Source organism: Chroococcidiopsis sp. SAG 2025 (assembly GCF_032860985.1).
Lineage (GTDB): Bacteria > Cyanobacteriota > Cyanobacteriia > Cyanobacteriales > Chroococcidiopsidaceae > Chroococcidiopsis.
Genome location: NZ_JAOCNC010000001.1, coordinates 2,106,479 through 2,125,959, shown reverse-complemented (window position 1 = coordinate 2,125,959; position 19,481 = coordinate 2,106,479). Strand labels below are relative to the sequence as shown.

Below are 19,481 nucleotides of genomic sequence, written 5' to 3'. Positions count from 1 at the left end.
TTAATAGCTTGGCATCCACTCCAGATTGTAGTAAAGTCATGATCTTTAAAATTTTTATATTTGAAGCTTTTGCTATCATCAATAAAGATAATATGATAGCTTTTAATAAAATAGGTTCGAACATCTTCGACTAACTCAATAGCGAGATTTAAGTCTCTATCACTAGCAATAGGAACTAAGATAACGATATCTACTTGTTTTTAGTTTGTAGCATTGTCTTCATTTTTCATTACCTCGATTTAAAATTTATAAGTGTATGTCTATTGTTTTATGCATAAAAACATATTGCTGATTCCTTGTTCAGAAGAAGAGTGAAACAAGGAATTTTTCTCAGTTAAAATGTAGTTTAAAAATTTAACTTTTGGTATGAAAATCTTCACTATATTTATATGGGCTATTCCAAAAGTAAGTTTGAATAAAACTCGTAATAGTAATCTTTTGTAACCACGCCATAATTAAAGAACGATTCAATTTCCAAGCCAACCTTGTTGAGAAGTTTTTCCATGTCATCATATGAATAACCATCCCTAACATGACCTACGTAGTTATGGAAATCTTCAGAAAAAACTGATTTATAAGAACGATTAGGCACAGAAATAATTAACTTGCCTTCATCTTTCATAATGTTCCTAATATTAACCAAAGCCTTTTGGTCTTCTTGCACATGCTCAAGTACATTAATTAGCAAAATTTGATCGTATTGTTTTTGTTCAGTTTGATTAAGTTTAGTTATAGAGTCACTGTAAGTACGCAACTGTTTACTGTAAGGTGACAATAATCGATGTATATCACTATCATTTTCTGTTTCATAAATCACGCAATCTATTCTCTCGACTCCTTTTCTCAGGGATAAATCAGTCATTAATGGATACTGACCACAACCTAGATCGCATGTATAATTAGATTTATGGTTTAAAAACTGCAATAATAATGCTAAGCCTCTCTCCTGAGAATGAGGTTCGGGATGGAGAAGAAAATCAATATCATTTACAATTGATTTACTTATGTATTGCTGTAAAATTTTCGATTTTCTACAGTATTTAGTTGATTTAGATACGGATAATTCAGTTGAAAAAATTGTAAACTCAATTTCTGAAAGATTTAAAACTAAAGGATGACCACTAAAGGCAAAATCTATACAAACACTATAGGAAGCTGAATTATTTTCAGTAGCAGAACTGACAAACGTACTAAATGTATAGAAGTTACCTAAAGATTCTTCAGGGTAAATAATACCTCTGTAATAAATATGAGATGGATTGTCTGATGTAATCCTAAAAATGCAATAATTAAACTGTCATTCAATCTTAAAATTGACTACTAAAAAAACATTTTTATTTAGATAGATTCTAGCACCCTCAATATTTGAGTGTAGGATTAATTCAGACTTTTAGTATTGCATTTAATAGATAAAATATTACTTCCAATATTTTCAATTACAGCGGAATCGCCAATGTTTTTTTTGTAGATACAAAGATTTACAGGATTTAAAACAGTTCTAATCACTTTATTTATTATTAATTATTCCTACACTGCAACAAAAATAAAAATAGTTTTATTTAAACGATAAATAAAACTATTCTGTTTCAAATAATTTAAAGATACTATTGTCATTGATACTTCTTAAATCCTGCACCAACAAAAAAACCATCCTTAATAGAATCTGTAATTCCTTGAAAAATCCAACGCCCATATCGACCCACTGGATAGATGTCGTATTTTTCTAGCATTTGAATAGATTGTTGTTTCCAACTAGAACCAGCCCAAGACCAGGTATAAGCTACATCAATCCATGTAGGATCTACTACTTCTGCTTGTTGAATAAAGCCCCAGTCGCACAACTCTTGTACTACACTCTGACTATATTCTCTTACCTCATCAGCTGCTGGCTTATCTCCTCCCAAGTAAGCTCTCTCTACATAAATACTGACTCGATCCGCATTTTTCCTCGAAGACATGGGAAGAAAAGATTTGTCAACATTACTATAAAACCCAACTCGGTGAAAGCCAGATTTACTATCAGGAGTGTATAGCCAATGATCGTCAGGGCAGTTAGAGCCTTTTGTTCCTCCAATATTCAGCACTAATACTGACGTATATGGATCTGGCTCAGAAGGAACCTCAAGTCCTGTCATTTGCATCATATAATTGAGCGGTAGAGTTGAGATTAACGTTTCATAATGAGTTCCAGAATCATCAGCAAAAATTACTTCTTTCCGCTTTATATCGATTTGCACCACTTTTTTTCCATAGCGAACATCACAAAGCGATGCCATTCTCTGTACTAGAGTATTCAAGCCCTCTGCTGGATATACAAAAGTTGTGTTGTATCCTACAGGTGGCGTTTTATCAAATGCACCTTGAATAACAAGTGACAAATTTACTGGTGACTTATAAGCATCTTGGGGTGCAATGCTATCCCAAAGCCCAGCCGTATAGTACTTATGGAAAGGAGCAAAGAATAATTCGTTGAGGGTACTGCCAAAATATTGCTCCAGCCATTCCGCCCATGTTTTCGGATGAATCTTAGAATTTGAAGCTATTTCTGTTAATGCCTTAGCAGCTATCTCTTTACCTAAATAACTAAGATGATTTTGTAACGGATAGGGAACATAGAGTTTTTGACGATCAAAGTAAACACTAGATAAGCGATTGTAGGACTTTAGAGGAGTGAGCGATTGGATGAAGTGTAATATAGATGAATCGCCGCCAAAAATCCAATGTCCACCGCCGTATTCAAAACGATAAGCTTCTTGGTCGTTAGGGCTATTCGCTAAAAGCTCTGTGCCTTGAGGTTTCATATAATAAGAACCGCAGATACCTCCAGGCATTGCTGAAGCTTCATAAACAGGAGAATTGGATGATAAGCCTGCTGCTAGTCCTGTAATCCCTGCTCCAAGAATGAATGTTCTATTTCCTTTCATATTAATTTAATAGTATTGCGTAGTTGTAGAAGGCTATTAAGAATATGTGATATCTAAGAATTCGCTTTTTTATCTTGTTTCCTAACTTGCTCTAATAACTGTTTATAGTACTGCTTATTAGGATTGAGTTGAATCAGCTTTTCTAGATGTTGCATAGCTCCTTTTTGATCGCGCATCTGAAGTCTAACATCCACCAATCCTTCTAGCGCCATTTGATTATTTGGTTCGCTTTTTAAAACAATTTCATATTCGCGCTCCTGAGCTTGAATTTTTGATTTTGGTAACGATACCGGAGATGGCTTAGCCGCAGCAGCTGGCTGAGGAATGACCTCAGCCTGATTCAAGCCGCTACTAATAGCTTGTACAGCAGCAAAAATCATCGAGCCACCGAAAGAGACAATTGATATAACAGCAGCTATCCGTTCGATTCGTCTTTTCGCCATATAGAAACTGTGGGTAAAGGATAGCTCTAAATTACCCACTTCTCATGTAAGAGCGATCGCCTCCATTACTAGTTATTACCAAAAGTTTTTAGTTAAGTAGATTTAGCACCCTGACATAGCTATTTAACGCTACCCCTTTGGGTTACTCAAGCGCAATTTCACGGAGAGATCTAATCTACTTACCAACGAACAAAGATATAATTCAGTAAATTTACGGGAAGAGAGTTAAATACTTAATACTTGTTTAAGAAAATATGCCTCTACAGAGAATGTGCGATCGCACTCTGCTACAACAGCAACTATTTCCATAGATGCAGTAGTGAGTAGTAGGTACTGCTAAAGCTAACTCATCTTGGTTGTAAAATGGAGAGAGTTGAATAAAGCTACGACAAAATGAAGTCCTTTGAAGAAATCAAATAAATTTGAAGCAAATTTAAACTAATCGCTTAAGAGGACTGAGTTATGAGAATTGAGGAGTTGCTCAAAGCCAAACGGGAAGAAATTTTACAAATTGCTGCCAAACATGGAGCTTACAATGTACGAATTTTTGGTTCGGTAGCACGGGGGGAAGCTTCAGAGAACAGCGATATCGATTTGTTAATTGATGTGGCAGAAAACCATAGCCGTTGGTTCCCTGGTGGCTTGTTAGCCGATCTGGAAGATTTGCTAGGCTGTAAGGTCGATATTGTGATAGAAAATGGGCTGCATCAGCTAATTCGAGAACAGGTTCTCCTAGAGGCAGTGCCAATATGACAAATGACCGAGCTTATCTTATATATATTAGTGATTGCATAGAGCGAATTAAAGATTATACATCCCCAGGCAGAGAGGCATTTTTTACTAACACAATGATACAAGATGCCACGCTGCGCCGCTTGTAGACTTTAGCAGAATCAACACAACGCCTTTCTGAAGAGCTGAAAGCAGGGGCAACCGAGATTGACTGGCGCAGTATTTCAGGCTTCCGAAATATTCTAGTGCATGACTATTTGGGTGGTATTGATCTCAAGATTATTTGGGACGTTATCGAGCAGGATCTACCAGATCTAGAGGAGAAAATTAAGGTGATTTTGCAGCAAGAGGAGACTCAAGTGAGGTTTGATGAGTGAAGCTAATACTGGAAATTTCCATCTAGGTTTAGCGCTATTTTTCGGAAAACTTTTTCATGACTGGCTAACAAGAGCGCGATCGCCTTTCAAAAGAATATGCGATCGCCGCCGAACAAAACTAGCATATTCATAATAACCACAATTTCATCGAGTTTTTCTGCGATCGCCCATTAATGATACATTTGAACCAGAAGCATTGTCTGTAGATCTATCGCTATGAACAGTAGCCTGACAATCAATTCATTAAAACTCTCGGATGTAGACTTTGAACGCATCGTCCGAGCTAATCCAGAGTGGAATTTTGAACAAACAGCAGCAGGAGATTTAATTATTGTGCCACCCACAGGAGGAACATCTAGCCGCAAGAATCGCAGTATAACTGGACAATTAGATGCTTGGGTAGAAACAAACTTGCATTTGGGAGAAGGGTTTGATTCTAACGTCTTGTTCGTGCTGCCAAATGGTGCAAAGCGTTCTCCCGATGCCTCTTGGGTAGAAAGACGACGCTGGGATGCTTTGAGCCAACAACAGCAAGATGGTTACGTTCCCCTATGTCCTGACTTTGTAGTCGAGTTGCGCTCCCCCACCGATGCTCTGGAAGATCTGCAAATTAAGATGCAGGAATATATAGACAATGGTGCGCGTTTGGGTTGGTTAATTAATCCTCAAGATCGTCAAGTAGAAATTTATCGTCAGGGAAAACCCGTAGAAGTTTTGCTAGCTCCTTTAACTTTATCTGGTGAAGATGTGTTGCCAGGTTTCGTGTTAAATTTACAGCGAATTTTTGTCTAAGCCTGGGGCGATCGCCTAATACTAATTAACCCTACAGCATCAAAGAGCAGCAATTATTGTTATCATATTTTACATAGCTAAGAAAACCCAATCGCTTTTAGCGTCCAATTTCACTTCCCTGGATTCCAGTTACTCAACTGGCACAGTAGTAATTCCCGAACCAATAACAATTGTCAAGGTACTTGCCAAATCATTTGTGGTAGAGTACAAGAGTAGAGAATTGCTTCTGCGCCGAAGAAAAACTCCACGCATCGGTGTTAATCAAAATTCGGAAGCGTTTCAGGTTAGGTATTTAGCAAACTCAATTGAAAATCTAAGTAAAACTTATGGCTCAGCCTGTTATTCACCCAATGGTGAAGTTCCAGCACCAGATCCGTTCGCTCGTAGAATCCAAAATTGTTAGACCAACAGATAGTATCTGGAAAATTGCCCTCGTATTTGGTAATGAATGGTCTTATTGGAAGCAGGAATTAACAGATTTTGGCTTTTCCATGCAAGATCCCGTCAGCGAACTGCTATCGGTAGAAGCTTGGGACGAAGAATAGATTCTGTCCGCAATTAAAATTGCCCTCAGACGATTAGGTCTGAGGCGCATACAAACAAAGCCTACCTGCGTAGGCTACCTTACTATCTAGTCTGCGCCAGCAGACTTATTTTGTCCGTGCAAATTGCTAAATCAGTGACACTCGCTCAGTGCTATTGCCAGTTCTTTAGCTGTGGCATAGCGATCGCTAGGTTTAGTCTCCGTCACCCTTGTAATGACTGCCTGCAATTCGGGAGTCACATTTGGTATACCATCTAATTGAAATTGATAGCCTTTACTACTAGGACGATAAAATTTATACGGCGCTTCGCCCGTCAGTAGAAAAATTAAAGTAGGTCCGATCGCGTAAAGGTCAGACTGAATTAATGGGTGTCCGCGTTCTTGTTCGGGAGCGCAATATCCCTCAGCACCAATCCGCGTCACAAAAGCAGTTCCACCAGTTTTCACAGCGCCAAAATCTAGCACCACAATCCGATTATCGAGCGATCGCAACATCAAATTAGCGGGTTTAATATCGCGGTGAATTAGCGGCGGCTCTTGGCTGTGAATGTATTCTAAAATTTCACACGCTTGCAGCATCCAATCAATCGCTTTTGCTGAAGTGACAGGACCGTATTTATAAATTATCTGCTCTAAATTTTGACCGTGAATTAGTTCCATCGCCAAGTATTTTTTCCCGTCTTCGACGAAAAAATCGTAATATTTGGGAATTCCTACATGGTTTAGATGCTTCAAGGCATTAGCTTCCCGCTCAAACAGTTCTTGAGCCTTGGCAACCTTGGCAATTTCAGCATTCATTTCCTTCAGGACGAGTAATTGGGGTTGAGACTTGCGAGTTGAATTGTTCCCCAGATGCTTTTTCTGGCTGGGATTCCAAGCAAGATATGTCGTTCCCATTCCCCCCTGTCCTAAAATACGTAACACCTGATACTGGTGAATCGTCTGCTGTACTGAAAGGGGCTGACCGCAGTGAATGCAGAATAGGTTCTGTGGCGAATTACCGCTATGAGTGCAAATCTTCTCCCTTGCTTTGGTACTAGGAGGTTGAAATTGAAACCTGAGACTAGGACCACCTTTTGCTAGTTGAATTATCGACCCATCGGCGATCGCGCTTTGAGAGATTAACACTCCATCTAAAAAAGTCCCGTTCGTCCCCTGATTGATCAGCTGCCAAACGTGACTCGATGAATCTTCTCCATTTTGCCGCTGGAGCAGTAAATGATGGCGGGAAACGAGAGGATCTGCCAAAACTACATCGTTATCGGGGGCGCGACCAATCCGAATAATTGACGCATCCTCGAATTGCCATTGGTGCAGGGGTTTGGATTGTTGTGGATGTAGCAGGTATAGCGTAACCACACAATTAATGCTCCAACTTCGGGCGCACTTTCAACCGTACTAAGACAACGGTAATATTGTCATGCCCGTTGTACTGATTAGCTAATTCAATCAATTCGCTGACACCTCGTTCTAAGCTAGCGCCCGTGTTAAGTAGGGGTTCGATGTGGGTTTCCCAATGTTGCTCTAGTAGCCCATTATCTGAAACTCCATCCGATACTAATATCAACAGAGTGTCTTCATTTAATTCCACAAAGCTGACATCAGGATTGACATAATTTTCGTCCCTTGGACCCAATGCTTGCGTCAGTTGGTAGGCATCAGGACGGGCATAAGCGATCGCTGGTTCCACGCCCCGCAGAATCTCTCGCTGTCCCACTTCGTGATCCAAGGTGACTTGCTCTAACCCGCGCTTGCGGCTGAAGCTATAGAGACGGCTATCGCCAACGTGAGCTACAGTCATTTGATTGTTGCGGACGAGAACGAGTACCAAAGTCGTTCCCATCCGTCCGACACCCGAACGGGCATCCTGCTGGTTGAGGTCAAAAATTCCTTGATTGGCAATGCGGATTGCCTCGCGGATGGAAGCTTCATTGGGTAAAGATTGGTACGGTTGCCAATTGGCGTGAAAGTATTCTTGTAGCTTCTTCACTGCTAACGCACTAGCTACCTCACCACCAGCGTGTCCGCCCATGCCATCACAAAGAATATAAATACCTTGTGCCTCAATCGTGCGATCGCTAGGAAACACGTATTTATCGACTTTGGTGATGATACCAAAACAATCCTCGTTATGATGCCTTTGACGACCGACATCAGTGTTACCCGCATCCTCAATGCTAACCAAATGCATTGGCAGCACTAGAGTCGGTAACTCCTCGCTTTTCATAAAATTCTCTTGAGATTCGTTCATCTGAATAACAGTTGGTGCAGCAGAGTTATTTAAAGTTACTCCAACTTTTCCTCGATCGGCAGCTGCCTCCTGTGTATTCAATACTGAAGGAGAATAAGGTGCGTCGATCGCCTCTAATTGTAATTCACTACTCGTAGCTTGCAGGCGCGATTGTAGCTCATCTGTTGTCTGGATGTCGCCCGCAGTTAAATCCAACAGCAACTCCACCAAGGAACCAAATTTAGTGCGTTGAGACTCTTGAAATAACTGCTGCCAAATCTGCCCCAAATCTTGCAAGCTTAAATTTCCTTGATTTGGATCGGGATATAAGCGTTGCAATCCAAAATTCCCAGTCGCATCCACGCGCAAATTAGATAGCTCCAATAAACTTTGGCAACAATGCCAAGGCTCCAGTTCGTGCCACAGCCGTACCATATCCTCAAACCACTGCATAATCTGCATTGGAGTTGTGCTGCGTTCGTGCCACATCTGCATCAGATCTTGCCAATCGGAGCGATCGGCAATCAGGATCACTTGCTGGTTTCCCTGCTGCCAAGCATCGTGAATTTTAGGTAGCTTTTGACTAGATTTTTCACCAAATTTGGAGTTGAGGGCAACATAGGTTTTGGCGATCGCGGGAATTGATTGTGCCACCATCACATTTGCGCCTGCTTCTAGGGGCGATAGTTGAAATGGCTGGCAGTCAAGGACTCTCACTTGCGCCTCTATGCGATCGCTTGGATTCAAAGGCATTTCCAACGGATCGAGCAACTGATAGCGCTGCTGTAGATCTAAATAAGCTCCTGCTGGTAAAGCAGAAGTGGTGAGTGGTGAGTGGTGAGTGGTAAGAGAGAGAGCCAAGGGAGCAGGTGGAGCAGTTCCCTCTGACTTCTGCTGAGATATACTGCTGGGGAGCGATTCTACAATTTTTGGTTCTCCTGCTACGTCCAGCACTTCTACGACTCCTGAGTTGCTAACAGGCGAGCCTTCCTGCGGCTCTACAACTCCCATCACGATCGCCCACCACACTGTCCCCGTTTGAGCGCCGCAGTTATGGCACAGTTTTGCGTTTAAAGCCACCTGAGTTCCGCAATCAGGACAAAACTTGAAGGTTAGGGGAGTTCCACAACCTTGACAAAACTTGTTGGTATTGGCATTTTCGCTCTGACACTGGGGGCAAATCAGCATCTTTAACTTCCTTGTCTTCCCATTTTAGGAGCAGTTTTATCCCTGATGACGGCAGAAAACTGGCTACCCATCCAAGTCGTCACAAGTCACTTTTCCCTACTCAGGAATAGTTTGAGCTATAGATAATAGCAGGATATACCCAAGTAGAGCTACGAGGCTTAAAAAATCAATACTTTGTTCAGCTTAGCAGTTATCAGTTGTCAGTTATCAGTGAAGAGTGGTAATGGGTAATAGGTAGTTGGTAGTTGGTAGTTGCTCCCCTACACCTGCACGCAAAGCACACAAAGCTCACCTGCTCCCTTGTCTCCCTTGTCTCCCTTGTCTCCCTTGTCCTCTTTCCCTATCCCCTAATTCCTAAATCCTTTAAAAGTAATTTTAGCTCTGGGGCGGTTAAGTCACGCCATTGACCGGGGGACAAATCGCCTATGTGTAGGTGAGCGATCGCTACTCGGACTAAGCGTAAGGTGGGAAATCCTACTTTAGCCGTCATCCGCCTTACCTGACGGTTTTTCCCTTCTGTCAGGACTAGTTCTAACCATGCTGTAGGCACATTTTTGCGATCGCGAATTGGCGGATCTCGTGGTGGTAAGGTTGGTTCGGGTTCTAGCAGTTTAACTTTGGCTGGTCGAGTTCGATAATTTTCAATTATCACTCCTTGTTCTAACTGCTGAATCGCTGATGCATTTGGAATTCGTTCTACTTGCGCCCAATAAGTGCGGCTATGTCCAAATTTAGGATCGGCAAGTCGATGTTGAAGTTGTCCGCGATCGGTTAGTAGCATCAATCCCTCGCTATCCCAGTCTAAGCGACCGACGGGATAAACCTTGGGAATGGGAATGTAATCTTTGAGCGTGCGCCGCTCTTTTGCACCTTCGCGATCGCCATCGCTAAACTGGCTCAACACCCCGTAGGGTTTATTAAAAAGAATGTAACGGTATTTATCCATTACTGAAACAAATCCAACGGCAAATAACCGTAAGTACCGTTGACTGATTCCTCTACCAATGAATGATAGGATACCAGCACGCCGCGATACGTACCCGTGTAGGAGTCGAGGTAGTACGTCTGTCTTTGACCGTTGAATTTAATATATACCGGAGCGATCGCCGCAGCTAAATCGGTAGGAGCGATCGCAACTGAATATCCTAGAGCTTTGGCATAAGATGCTAATGCTGCTAGCCCCTGCTCTGGCGTGTCGGCACAAATTCCGAAGTTGACGAAATCTGCTTGCGTGCTTAGTAGTACTAATGCTTGTTGCAACTGGGCGGCTTCTGCTGCCGATTCTACAGGTTTAACTTCCAAACAACTAAAAGTTTCCAGTAATTTTTGCGCTGTGGCGATCGCGAAACGATCCGAAAGTGGCTGAGACATAAGCAGTGATGCATGAAATAACGCCTGAAGCTCTGCTTGTTGCCATAGTAGAACAATCTATGCCAAGCAACACGGAGGGAAGAATTTACAGCCTGAAGTAACTTCTAAAGAATAGGCAAGCTGATTCCAAACTATTTTCAAAACATTGTCTAGAACTAGACCTATAATCGATTGGTCGAGGCTAAATTCTCGCCGATCGCGAAGTCAGGTTAAAGTTTAGTCCTTCATCGTAGCATACGGAAAGTCAGAAGTTACTGGCTTTTCCAACTTACCGCGATCTGTTACCTCAGTTGAGTTCGATCGATGTTAACTATTCTACCCAACTATAGATTTGGTTTGGATTGACCGAAAAATATGAGCAAAGCATGAACCTCGATTTTAGTTTCAGTAATTCTGCTAATACGTTGTGAATCCTGTATTCAATGCAACTAATTCCTCTGTAACTGCGTCAAGTCCAATTGAGTAGAGAACGCGAACTGCGATTCTCCCTCAAATAAGATTCGTTTTTTGCTGATGCTTCCAATGCTCAATTATTTAAAGTTTAGGTAAATTTTTCCGAGTAAGTATGCGATTCCCTCAGTTCTCGATAACAAGTTGAGTATAATAATTTCTGTTTACCTAAATTTTCAGTGTATCTACGCAAATGCCAGCTTATCCCAACACTTACTATCTCTGGAGGCATAATTATTTGTACGTTAGCGGCTGTAACAGATGAATTGCGATAAAGCTTGTTCCTAAAGTTTGACCTACTAAATAAAATTCTATTATTTTTTCATGAAGATAGCCCTAGTTCACGATTATCTAACGCAAAGAGGTGGTGCAGAGCGAGTTTTTGAACTGCTTTGTCAACGCTATCCCGAAGCAGACATCTTTACTTCCGTATACGATCCCGAACAGACTGTCGATTTAGGTAACCGCATAGTTCACACTACAGGATTACAAAAAATTCCAGGCGCAGCGAAATATTTCAGAATGCTGGCTCCTTTCTATTTCCCTGCTTTTCGCTCTCTAGATTTACAGGATTACGATCTCATTATTAGTAGCAGCAGCAGCTTTGCCAAAGCTGTGAAAAAGAGAAAGGGAGCGCAACACATCTGCTTTTGCCATAACGTGACTCGGTTTTTGTGGGATACAAAAACTTACTTGAGAGAGTATGGAGACTATCATTATTTCTACCCATTAATTGAATTGATCTTTCGTAAAATGCGAGAGGTTGACCGAGTTTATGCTCAAGAACCAGACCTTTATATTGCTAACTCTAGTATCGTAGCTCGACGAATTAACCAGCACTACGGCAAACCAGCGCTGGTGATTAACTATCCAATTAATAGCGGTAATTTTGCTTTTTCTAACGACAAGGAAAATTTTTATTTAGCTTCAGCTCGTCTGATCAGTTACAAACGAATTGACGTAATTGTTGAAGCCTTCAATTGGCTAGGGTTACCCCTATTCATCATCGGCGACGGACCGGAACGCCAACGGCTAGAGTCAAAGGCGCTGAAGAACGTCAGATTTTTAGGACACGTCAGCGATGCCGAACGAAAATATTTGATGTCAAAAGCTTGCTCTGTAGTTGTCGCGGCTTTAGAAGATTATGGACTAGTACCAGTAGAAGCAAATGCCAGCGGTACGCCCGTAATTGCCTATGGCGCGGGAGGAGTCATAGACACTCAAATTCCAGGGCATACAGGAGTATTCTTTTACAGACAATCGCCAGATGCAATCCAAAATGCTTTGCTTGCTGCCAAAGAAATTCAGTGGGATTACGGCAAGATTCGCCATCACGCCCTGAGTCATTTTTCAGAACAAGCGTTTTTTAGCAAAGTTGAACGGGCGATCGCCGATACGGTGAGTAGCATTGCATAAGTTCATTAGGATCGTTGTAGACTGTTTGGAGTGCTAGGCATGGTAAGAGTAAATGAAAGTCATATGCCCATGACCGTCGAAGAATCAGACGGTGGTTACGGGCAGTTGTTAGCAGTTTTGATGCGCCGTCGCTACTGGCTGCTGGGGGTTATGGGAGCGGTGTTGACGATTGCCACTGTGTTTACCTTAATCTCCAAGCCTACATATCAGAGCGAGATGCAGTTGCTGATCGAGCCGAATTATCAGGGGAAGAAAGATGGCACGACCCCGCGACAAGGCGAGCAGTATGCTGATTCTGGAGTCACGATTGACGACTATGCCACGCAAATTAACGTCATGCGTAGTTCGCTGCTGATTCAAAGGGCAGTCGATATTCTCCGCTCCGAATATCCTACGCTTACAGTAGCGGAGGTGAAGAAAAACTTAGTACTAAAACAAGTTGTTGAAGAAAAAGCCAATACCAAGATCGTCGAGGCGACTTATACAGCAAACGATCCGATTAAAGCGCAAAAAGTCCTGAAAGCCGTCCACACAGTTTATCAAATTTATAATCGCGAACAACAAGAGCAGAGATTGAAAAAGGGTTTGAAGTTTATTAACGAACAAATCCCTGCTGTGACGAAAACAGTCGATCAAGCGGAAAACAAGTTAGAAGAGTTTCGCAAAAACAATAACCTGATCGATCCAGAACAACAAGCGGCAACGGTCAACAACTCGTTAAACGCGATCGCGCAGGAGCGGGAAGTCATTCGCGCTCAGTATAATGACTTGCAGGCACGCTACGGTCAACTGCAACAGCAACTCGCTCGTTCTCCGCAACAAGCGCTAGTTGCTTCCCGCTTGAGCCAATCATCTCGCTATCAAACGCTACTCAACGAGTTGCAGAGAACGGAACTTGCCCTATCGCAGCGGCGAGTTGTCTTCACAGATGAAGACCCCAACGTGAAAAAATTACTCGAACAACGGCAAAACCTGCTGAGCATGATGAAGCAGGAAGGCGGACGAGTTCTAGGTGAGGGACAAGCATCCCAAGCAGCCGCTGCTGCTAGCAATGGGGGAGATGGTATTCTCCAGCAAGGACAACTAGGAGCGCTCGACCTCAATCTTGCAGGTCAATTGATCGAAGTACAGACAAATATGAACGCGATGCGGGCGCGGGATAACAGTCTAGCGCAAACGCAACAGAAACTACGTAGCGATCTCAAGCGCTTCCCAGTACTATTGGCAGAATACAACCGTCTAGTTCCCTTCGTCCAAATTAACCGCGATAAACTCCAGCAGCTATTGAGAGCGCAGCAAGAATTAAGTTTAGAAATTGCTAGAGGTGGATTTGACTGGCAAGCTTTGGAAGAACCACGTCTAGGATTGAAAGTCGGTCCCAACTTGAAGTTGAACTTGTTGTTGGGTCTAGTTGCAGGGTTGATGCTGGGTAGCTTAGCCGCCTTTCTGCGCGATGCCGTCGATGATTCCGTCCACAGTTCCGAAGACTTGGAGAGACAGTTTGAGCTACCATTGTTGGGCATGACTCCAGAATTGCCCAGAGGCAGAGTCGCACAGCCAGAAGTCAGTTTACCCTTTGGCAAGCCGCTTCACCTGTCGCCCTGGACGGTACAAGTCCGAAATTGGCCCCCATCTTGGGAATCGCTGGATTTGATTTATCGCAATCTCCAGTTGATGAACGAAATGGCTGCATTCAAATCTTTGGTAGTGACTTCCGCCGTAGCAGGTGAGGGTAAATCTACTTTAGCCTTGGGTTTAGCTTTAAGTGCGGCGCGGCTGCACCAGCGGGTATTATTGATCGATACCGACTTGCGCCGTCCGAGTTTACATCAAATCCTGAATCTACCCAACGATTACGGACTGTCTACCCTGTTGAGTAGCGATGCTACGCTGCCGACGCATAATGCAATTCAGTCTTCTGGCTCCTACATAGACATTTTGACTGCTGGACCACAGCCAGAAGACCCAGCCAACCTACTCAGCTCGCAACGGATGCGAGAGTTGATGGCAGGATTCGAGCAAAATTACGATTTGATTTTACTCGACGCTCCACCTTTACTGGGTATGGTAGATGCCATGATTGCCGCTTCTTGCTGTACAGGTGTTGTGCTAGTTTCTCGCGTCGGTATGGTGAAGAAGACAGAATTAGTGCAAGCCAACGCCATGCTGAGAAAGCTTAACGTGATTGGAGTGGTGGCAAATGGTGTGAGTAACGTTTCTTACGGCTATGGAGCCTACTCTAGAGAACAAGGAGTTGAGCTGAAAAAAGTTTGGGGAAGTTAGGTAATGGGTAATGGGGAAGTCAAAAGTCAAAAGTCAAAAGTCAAAATGACTAGCAATAAGCGATCGATGACTAATGACCAATTACCAATTACTAATTCCTATGAAAATTCTATTCCTAGATCAAAGTGGTAAGCCAGGAGGGGCAGAGCTTTGTCTGTTGGATATTGCTAAACCATATCGCGATCGCTGTTTAGTTGGTTTGTTCGCCGATGGTGGGTTTAAAGATTTACTCCAACAGCACGAAATTCCGGTGCAGGTGCTAACTGGGCGATCGCTACAAGTGAGTAAAGACAGTGGGTTGCTCCAAGGCGCGAGTAGCCTCGGTCAGTTGCTGCCTTTGATTACCCGCGTTGCCAAAATTGCTCGCGAATATGACATCATCTATGCCAATACGCAAAAAGCACTGGTAGTAGGAGCGATCGCATCCCTCCTCAGTCGCCGCCCTTTGGTCTATCATCTACATGACATTCTCTCAACCGAGCATTTTAGCCGCACCAACTTGCGTTTAGCTGTAACTTTGGCAAATCGTGCCTCGTTAGTCATTGCTAACTCTCAAGCTAGTCAAAAAGCTTTCCTCGCCGCAGGGGGAAATCCCAAACTCGTTCATGTTGTCTACAACGGATTTGCCCCCCAGTTGTATCAACAGGAAAATTCTGTAGCTCAGACAAGGCAGGAATTGGGACTAGAAGGCAAATTTGTTGTCGGACATTTCAGCCGACTTGCACCGTGGAAAGGACAGCACGTGCTTCTAGAAGCGCTAACGCAGTGTCCGCCAGAAGTGACAGCAATATTTGTTGGAGATGCTTTATTTGGCGAACAGGACTACAAGCAACAATTACATCAGCAAGTTGCGGAGCTAGGATTAGAACCAAGAGTCCAATTCTTAGGCTTTCGTAGCGATGTGGTGTCATTAATGGCAGCCTGTGATTTAGTTGCCCATACATCCATTGCTGCCGAACCCTTCGGGCGCGTTATTGTCGAAGCCATGCTTTGCGGTCGTCCAGTGGTAGCAACCCAAGCAGGGGGCGCAGTAGAACTCGTAGAAACGGGAAAAACGGGTTGGCTCGTACCACTAGGAGATGCAACACGGTTAGCAGAAGTAGTTAATACTTGTCGGCAGCAACCTGAATTAGCTGGTGCGATCGCCCATCAAGCCCAAATTTCAGCCAGTCAACGGTTTGAATTGAATGAGATAAATCGGCAGATCGAGCAGCTTTTGAAGTCAGTTAACAGTTAACAGTTGTCAGGGAGCAGGGAGCAGGGAGCAGGGAGCAGGGAGCAATTCAACCCCACACCCTACAACCTCTTCACAACTTACGACTTACGACTTCTCACTTGATTCTCCCATCCTCGATCTGGATAATGCGATCGGCAATATCCAAGATTCGATTGTCGTGGGTGACGAGCAAAACAGAGCAATTTGTTTCTTTGGCAAGACGCTGGATCGCATCAACGACATCTCGTCCAGTCTTGCTGTCCAGAGCTGCGGTTGGTTCGTCGGCTAATACTAATTTCGGTTGAGCCACCAAAGCACGAGCGATCGCCACTCGTTGCTGTTGTCCGCCAGAAAGAAAAGCTGGGTAGGAATCGATTTTATCGTCCAGTCCGACAGATTCTAGAATTGCTGTAATTCGTTGTCGATACTCCCGTTTGGGAATTTCTGGGTGTAGCTTCAAAGACATACGGACATTACCAGCAGCAGAAAGACATTTCAATAGGTTGTTGTGTTGGAAGATAAAGCCAATTTGGTTACGTACCTTAGTCAGCTGATGTTTACCAATTCCTTGTAGTTCTTTTCCCAGCACTTTCAAACTTCCTGCTTGTACCGAGCGCAATCCGCCAATAAGCGATAATAGTGTTGTCTTACCGCTACCAGATGGTCCCGCCAGAATAATAATTTCCCCTGGATAGATTTTTAGATTTATCTCTGTCAGTACGGGCTTGCGTAGCGTCCCTTGTCCGAAGGCATGGTTAAGACTAGAGACAGCAACAGTAGGTTCCATATAAGAACTAGTTGATGGTTGATAGTTGATGGTTGATGGTTATTGGTTGACTGCTCCCTGCTCCCTGCTCCCTGATAACTGTCAAAACACGTCGGCTGGATCGGCAGAGCGGAGTTTGCTGGAGGCGATCGCGCCGGAAATGGCACACATGATTATGGTAAGAATAAATACTTGAATGGCAACGCTAGCTTTCATCACTAAGGGAATTCTAGTCAATGTCACGAGCAATTCATACAGTCCGATTGAGGCAATAAAACCAGGAACGAAGCCCATGACACCGAGAACGATTGCTTCACCTAGAACAACCATAAGTAACGAGCGATCGCTATAACCCATTGCTTTGAGGGTGGCATACTCCGAAAGGTGGTCGCTGACATCAGAGTAAAGCACTTGATAGAGAATAATTACCCCAACGACAAAACCCACAACCGTACCAAACTTGAGAATAATGCCTTCTGGCTGCGCCTCATGAAACTGTCGTTCGCGCTCGATTAATTCTGCTTTGGTGTAAACTCCAACATCCTTGGGCAGGCGATCGCGCAATCTAGCCTGTACTGTAGCAATATCGGCTCCTGGGGACAAACTTACGACCCCAATCCTCACTTTTTCCATGCTCTCCTCGCCAAACCGCTGAGCGTAAGTCCAATCGCTAATGATGACATTACCCTTATCGTTGATGGTACTACCCATACTGAAAAGTCCCGTAACGTAAGTGCGGTGATTTTCCATGAGGGTTACAACTTCCGGGCGATCGCGCAACATGGCGGAGATATCGCCTAAAGATGACTGAGACAGGCGATCAAACAATACCGCATCTGGTGCGTTTAATTTGAAACTCTGCCGATTCACCTCTGGTAGGTTGAGTGTAGGTTGGGCAGGATTGATTGCAATCACTCTCACTTCGTTGCCAAAAGCACGCGGTTGTTTTTGGCTGTTAGAGCTATCTTGCCCAGCAGTCAGTTGCTGTGGATCTACCCAATTTGCTCTGCTAATATACACCGGAGCCACAGCAGTAACACCTTCAACCGCCGCAGCCTGGTAAAGGTAAGCCTGGGGAAAATTAATTCTAAATAGCAAACTAGGACTAGATGCAGAAACCAACACCAATTCCCCTGCTAGGCTTTGATGTAGTTTAGTCGTCCCATCTGTCAGCATCGCCAGCAATCCCAACTGAGTAAACATCAAAATGTTGGCAAAGCAAATTCCCGTCGTTGCCACAGCAAGGCGAACTTTTTGATGAGATAACTGCGCCCAAGCCAACGGAGTCTCTATCTCCACCGGAAGACGCTTACGTAAGGATTTGAGCAAGGAAAGTTTCATTTCATAAAGATGGGTAATTGGTAAGCCAAAAGTCAAAAGCTAAAAGTCAGAAGTTAAAACACGCACCACGACGCGGCACGCGGCTTAAATGTCGAGGCAACCTCGACATTTAAGCCGCTTTCCAATGCGCGGGACACCCGCGCTTCCGCCCGCAACACAAGAGCGCACCACGCACCACTCAATTCACATCAATCTTGACTCGCACTTGCATACCCGTGAAGGCAGCAACTTTCGGACTATCTTCGGGATTGAGGCGGATTTTGACTTCTACGACGCGGGCATTAACATCAGTGGTTGGCTTACTATCGTCTTGATTGAGGCGAGTTTTGCCGACTTGAAAGCCGATCTGAGCGACTTCACCCCGAAGTTCCCCTGAAAAGCCACCATACTCGCTGGAGACTGTGACAGGCTGCTCTAATCGCACTTTACCAATATCGGTTTCGTAGACTTCAGCCAATACGTACATTTGCTTTGTCCTACCTAACTCGGCAATTCCTTCTTCAACGTTGACTCGTTCCCCAACGCGAGTGTTAATTCTTAAAATTTGTCCGGCAACGGGAACTCGGACTTGAGTATCATCTAATTCAGCTTGCCGCTCTTGCACCTGAATTATTGCTTGTTCTAGCTCAGCCTGGGCAATTTTAACATCGACAGGGCGAACCTCTTGTAGTCTAAACAAATTTGCTCTTTCTTTGACCAATTGTGCTTGTAAAGTCGAGCTGGTGTTGTCTGCGTCGGCTTGCCGCTCTGCTAGCACTGCTTGCGCCTTGTCCATCTCTTCAATAGTGTTGTCCAGTTCAGAGCGACCGATCGCTCCTTGCTGCCACAGGAAAAGATTTCGTTGTTGTTTCAACTTAGCATTGCTCAGGGTAGCTTCCACTTCAGCGATCGCAGCGGCTTTCTGCTTAGTTTCGCTACGCAATCGTGCCTCCAGTTCGGCGATCGCTGCTCTTTGAGCTGCAATCTCTCCAGTTTTTGCATCTCCTTGCTGAATTTTGAGCAACTGAGCCTGCTTCACGGCTACATTGGCTCGCGCGTTTCGCAATTGTTGTTCGAGCCTGTCTCGTCCTTGCAGAATTGCGATCGTCTGATTTGCCCGCACGAAATCGCCTTCTTGTACCAAGATTTGGTTCACGCGACTGTCTTCGGCATTGAAAACTGAAATTTTCGTCACATCTCCAGCCGGAATTAGTTTTCCCAGAGCAACTACACGAGTCACAGCTTTAGGACTGGCTGATGGTGTTTCTGGCGTATCATTCTGAGCGCGAATACTGCCACAACCAATACACAAACTCCAACAACTCAAAATAGCCATGCGGAGCGCATACAACCGCAGACGAGAAGTTGCTAGATTTTGGTTCTGAGCCACGCATTCGTCTCCTAAATCAGTTATCAGTTGTCAGTTCTC

General features: G+C 43.9%; 17 protein-coding genes and 1 pseudogene. 8 read left to right on the top strand and 10 right to left on the bottom strand.

From position 1 onward, the window contains the following. Positions 1 to 394: 394 nt before the first annotated feature. From N4J56_RS10220 to N4J56_RS10210, 3 genes are all read right to left on the bottom strand, one after another. Positions 395 to 925, bottom strand: a complete 531-nt coding sequence (locus N4J56_RS10220; protein ID WP_317106358.1) for a class I SAM-dependent methyltransferase — start codon at positions 923 to 925, stop codon at positions 395 to 397. A 685-nt stretch (positions 926 to 1,610) separates the two neighbouring features. Next, positions 1,611 to 2,924, bottom strand: a complete 1,314-nt coding sequence (locus tag N4J56_RS10215; protein WP_317106357.1) for a protoporphyrinogen/coproporphyrinogen oxidase — start codon at positions 2,922 to 2,924, stop codon at positions 1,611 to 1,613. 53 nt (positions 2,925 to 2,977) lie between these two features. Beyond that, the gene (locus N4J56_RS10210; RefSeq protein ID WP_317106356.1) at positions 2,978 to 3,367 is read right to left on the bottom strand and encodes a tetratricopeptide repeat protein; all 390 of its coding nucleotides are present in this window, start codon (positions 3,365 to 3,367) and stop codon (positions 2,978 to 2,980) included. Positions 3,368 to 3,829: 462 nt separating this feature from the next. Here N4J56_RS10210 and N4J56_RS10205 point away from each other — a divergent pair, with 462 nt between their 5' ends. From N4J56_RS10205 to N4J56_RS10185, 5 genes and pseudogenes are all read left to right on the top strand, one after another. Continuing rightward, the gene (locus tag N4J56_RS10205; RefSeq protein ID WP_317106355.1) at positions 3,830 to 4,120 is read left to right on the top strand and encodes a nucleotidyltransferase family protein; all 291 of its coding nucleotides are present in this window, start codon (positions 3,830 to 3,832) and stop codon (positions 4,118 to 4,120) included. Continuing rightward, positions 4,117 to 4,476 (top strand): annotated as a pseudogene (locus tag N4J56_RS40910) (DUF86 domain-containing protein). Before N4J56_RS10205 ends, N4J56_RS40910 begins: the two are co-directional and overlap by 4 nt. Further along, on the top strand, positions 4,469 to 4,609 hold the full coding sequence (locus N4J56_RS10195; protein ID WP_317106354.1) for a hypothetical protein: 141 nt from the start codon (positions 4,469 to 4,471) through the stop codon (positions 4,607 to 4,609). The pseudogene N4J56_RS40910 and the gene N4J56_RS10195 overlap by 8 nt, the downstream one beginning before the upstream one ends. A gap of 83 nt (positions 4,610 to 4,692) precedes the next feature. Beyond that, positions 4,693 to 5,268 carry a Uma2 family endonuclease gene (locus N4J56_RS10190; protein WP_317106353.1) on the top strand — a complete coding sequence of 192 codons (576 nt, stop codon included), beginning with the start codon at positions 4,693 to 4,695 and terminating at the stop codon, positions 5,266 to 5,268. A 326-nt stretch (positions 5,269 to 5,594) separates the two neighbouring features. Beyond that, positions 5,595 to 5,813: a DUF4327 family protein gene (locus N4J56_RS10185; protein WP_015154334.1), complete on the top strand. Its 219-nt coding sequence runs from the start codon at positions 5,595 to 5,597 to the stop codon at positions 5,811 to 5,813. 131 nt (positions 5,814 to 5,944) lie between these two features. Here N4J56_RS10185 and N4J56_RS10180 read toward each other — a convergent pair whose 3' ends face one another. The 4 genes from N4J56_RS10180 to N4J56_RS10165 all read right to left on the bottom strand — a co-directional run bounded on the left by N4J56_RS10180 (position 5,945) and on the right by N4J56_RS10165 (position 10,601). Continuing rightward, a complete protein-coding gene (locus N4J56_RS10180; RefSeq protein ID WP_317106352.1) occupies positions 5,945 to 7,171 on the bottom strand; it encodes a protein kinase domain-containing protein in 1,227 nt (408 codons plus the stop codon). Positions 7,172 to 7,175: 4 nt separating this feature from the next. Continuing rightward, positions 7,176 to 9,230: a serine/threonine phosphatase gene (locus tag N4J56_RS10175; RefSeq protein ID WP_317106351.1), complete on the bottom strand. Its 2,055-nt coding sequence runs from the start codon at positions 9,228 to 9,230 to the stop codon at positions 7,176 to 7,178. Positions 9,231 to 9,570: 340 nt separating this feature from the next. Further along, entirely contained in the window at positions 9,571 to 10,176 is a 606-nt protein-coding gene (locus tag N4J56_RS10170; protein WP_317106350.1) for a pseudouridine synthase, read from the bottom strand. Then, positions 10,176 to 10,601 (bottom strand): DUF1824 family protein, encoded by a 426-nt coding sequence (locus N4J56_RS10165; protein ID WP_317106349.1) that lies wholly within the window; start codon positions 10,599 to 10,601, stop codon positions 10,176 to 10,178. The genes N4J56_RS10170 and N4J56_RS10165 overlap by 1 nt, the downstream gene beginning before the upstream one ends. Before the next feature lie 774 nt (positions 10,602 to 11,375). Here N4J56_RS10165 and N4J56_RS10160 point away from each other — a divergent pair. The 3 genes from N4J56_RS10160 to N4J56_RS10150 all read left to right on the top strand — a co-directional run bounded on the left by N4J56_RS10160 (position 11,376) and on the right by N4J56_RS10150 (position 15,987). After that, positions 11,376 to 12,467 (top strand): glycosyltransferase, encoded by a 1,092-nt coding sequence (locus N4J56_RS10160; protein WP_317106348.1) that lies wholly within the window; start codon positions 11,376 to 11,378, stop codon positions 12,465 to 12,467. A gap of 39 nt (positions 12,468 to 12,506) precedes the next feature. Continuing rightward, positions 12,507 to 14,750, top strand: a complete 2,244-nt coding sequence (locus tag N4J56_RS10155) for a polysaccharide biosynthesis tyrosine autokinase (RefSeq protein WP_317106347.1) — start codon at positions 12,507 to 12,509, stop codon at positions 14,748 to 14,750. A gap of 100 nt (positions 14,751 to 14,850) precedes the next feature. Next, the gene (locus N4J56_RS10150) at positions 14,851 to 15,987 is read left to right on the top strand and encodes a glycosyltransferase (protein ID WP_317106346.1); all 1,137 of its coding nucleotides are present in this window, start codon (positions 14,851 to 14,853) and stop codon (positions 15,985 to 15,987) included. 94 nt (positions 15,988 to 16,081) lie between these two features. On the opposite strand, the gene N4J56_RS10145 is transcribed toward N4J56_RS10150, so the two are convergent. The 3 genes from N4J56_RS10145 to N4J56_RS10135 all read right to left on the bottom strand — a co-directional run bounded on the left by N4J56_RS10145 (position 16,082) and on the right by N4J56_RS10135 (position 19,442). Then, complete coding sequence (locus N4J56_RS10145) at positions 16,082 to 16,753, bottom strand: ATP-binding cassette domain-containing protein (RefSeq protein ID WP_317106345.1); 672 nt, start codon at positions 16,751 to 16,753, stop codon at positions 16,082 to 16,084. Between the two features lie 81 nt (positions 16,754 to 16,834). Beyond that, the gene (gene devC / locus N4J56_RS10140) at positions 16,835 to 18,073 is read right to left on the bottom strand and encodes an ABC transporter permease DevC (RefSeq protein WP_410500465.1); all 1,239 of its coding nucleotides are present in this window, start codon (positions 18,071 to 18,073) and stop codon (positions 16,835 to 16,837) included. 178 nt (positions 18,074 to 18,251) lie between these two features. Then, positions 18,252 to 19,442 (bottom strand): HlyD family efflux transporter periplasmic adaptor subunit, encoded by a 1,191-nt coding sequence (locus tag N4J56_RS10135; RefSeq protein WP_317106343.1) that lies wholly within the window; start codon positions 19,440 to 19,442, stop codon positions 18,252 to 18,254. Between the last annotated feature and the right edge of the window lie 39 nt (positions 19,443 to 19,481).

What these genes read in the sequence shown, in the direction of transcription:
- N4J56_RS10215 (WP_317106357.1), bottom strand. Translation starts at nt 2,924, where the DNA reads ATGAAAGGAAATAGAACATTCATTCTTGGAGCAGGGATTACAGGACTA.
- N4J56_RS10210 (WP_317106356.1), bottom strand. Translation starts at nt 3,367, where the DNA reads ATGGCGAAAAGACGAATCGAACGGATAGCTGCTGTTATATCAATTGTC.
- N4J56_RS10205 (WP_317106355.1), top strand. Translation starts at nt 3,830, where the DNA reads ATGAGAATTGAGGAGTTGCTCAAAGCCAAACGGGAAGAAATTTTACAA.
- N4J56_RS10195 (WP_317106354.1), top strand. Translation starts at nt 4,469, where the DNA reads ATGAGTGAAGCTAATACTGGAAATTTCCATCTAGGTTTAGCGCTATTT.
- N4J56_RS10190 (WP_317106353.1), top strand. Translation starts at nt 4,693, where the DNA reads ATGAACAGTAGCCTGACAATCAATTCATTAAAACTCTCGGATGTAGAC.
- N4J56_RS10185 (WP_015154334.1), top strand. Translation starts at nt 5,595, where the DNA reads ATGGCTCAGCCTGTTATTCACCCAATGGTGAAGTTCCAGCACCAGATC.
- N4J56_RS10175 (WP_317106351.1), bottom strand. Translation starts at nt 9,230, where the DNA reads ATGCTGATTTGCCCCCAGTGTCAGAGCGAAAATGCCAATACCAACAAG.
- N4J56_RS10170 (WP_317106350.1), bottom strand. Translation starts at nt 10,176, where the DNA reads ATGGATAAATACCGTTACATTCTTTTTAATAAACCCTACGGGGTGTTG.
- N4J56_RS10165 (WP_317106349.1), bottom strand. Translation starts at nt 10,601, where the DNA reads ATGTCTCAGCCACTTTCGGATCGTTTCGCGATCGCCACAGCGCAAAAA.
- N4J56_RS10160 (WP_317106348.1), top strand. Translation starts at nt 11,376, where the DNA reads ATGAAGATAGCCCTAGTTCACGATTATCTAACGCAAAGAGGTGGTGCA.
- N4J56_RS10155 (WP_317106347.1), top strand. Translation starts at nt 12,507, where the DNA reads ATGGTAAGAGTAAATGAAAGTCATATGCCCATGACCGTCGAAGAATCA.
- N4J56_RS10150 (WP_317106346.1), top strand. Translation starts at nt 14,851, where the DNA reads ATGAAAATTCTATTCCTAGATCAAAGTGGTAAGCCAGGAGGGGCAGAG.
- N4J56_RS10145 (WP_317106345.1), bottom strand. Translation starts at nt 16,753, where the DNA reads ATGGAACCTACTGTTGCTGTCTCTAGTCTTAACCATGCCTTCGGACAA.
- devC (WP_410500465.1), bottom strand. Translation starts at nt 18,073, where the DNA reads ATGAAACTTTCCTTGCTCAAATCCTTACGTAAGCGTCTTCCGGTGGAG.